This is a genomic window from Neisseria sp. P0021.S005 (assembly GCF_051956955.1).
On record NZ_JBQCWY010000947.1, the window covers coordinates 1 to 462 of the forward strand.

General features: G+C 45.9%; 1 protein-coding gene and 1 pseudogene. Both read left to right on the forward strand.

Annotation, left to right across the window (positions count from 1 at the left end; all coding sequences use genetic code 11):
* On the forward strand, positions 1 to 346 hold a 346-nt coding region (locus ACTHUE_RS20295), incomplete at its 5' end, for a type II secretion system F family protein (RefSeq protein WP_440424310.1).
* Position 347: 1 nt separating this feature from the next.
* Positions 348 to 462 (forward strand): annotated as a pseudogene (locus ACTHUE_RS20300) (prepilin peptidase); the annotation flags it as partial.

Genomic DNA, 462 nt, shown 5'->3' on the forward strand with positions numbered 1-462 from the left:
ATTAGATTCAGTTGCAGGTGCATCCGGCAATATTCTCTATGAAGAAGCCACTCAAGACATCCGCGCCAAGGTAACCCAAGGTCTGTCGCTGACATCCAGTATGCAAAGTACTGATATGTTCCCCAATATGGTGATCCAAATGGCGGCCATTGGCGAAGAGTCAGGCTCTTTGGACGATATGCTGAACAAAGCAGCCGAATTCTACGAAGATGAAGTAGACAACTCCGTCTCCCGATTATCTCACTTGATGGAGCCTATCATCATGGTAGTATTGGGTTCGCTCATCGGTATCTTGCTGATTGCCATGTATCTGCCGTTGTTTAACTTAGGTAATGTCGTAGGTTGATATGCTTGATAGTACTTACTCTGCCATCGACGCCCTCTCCGCTCTTGCACCATTCGCTATTCCTTTAGCCGTTATTTTTGGGTTGCTGATTGGCAGCTTTCTAAACGTTGTCATTT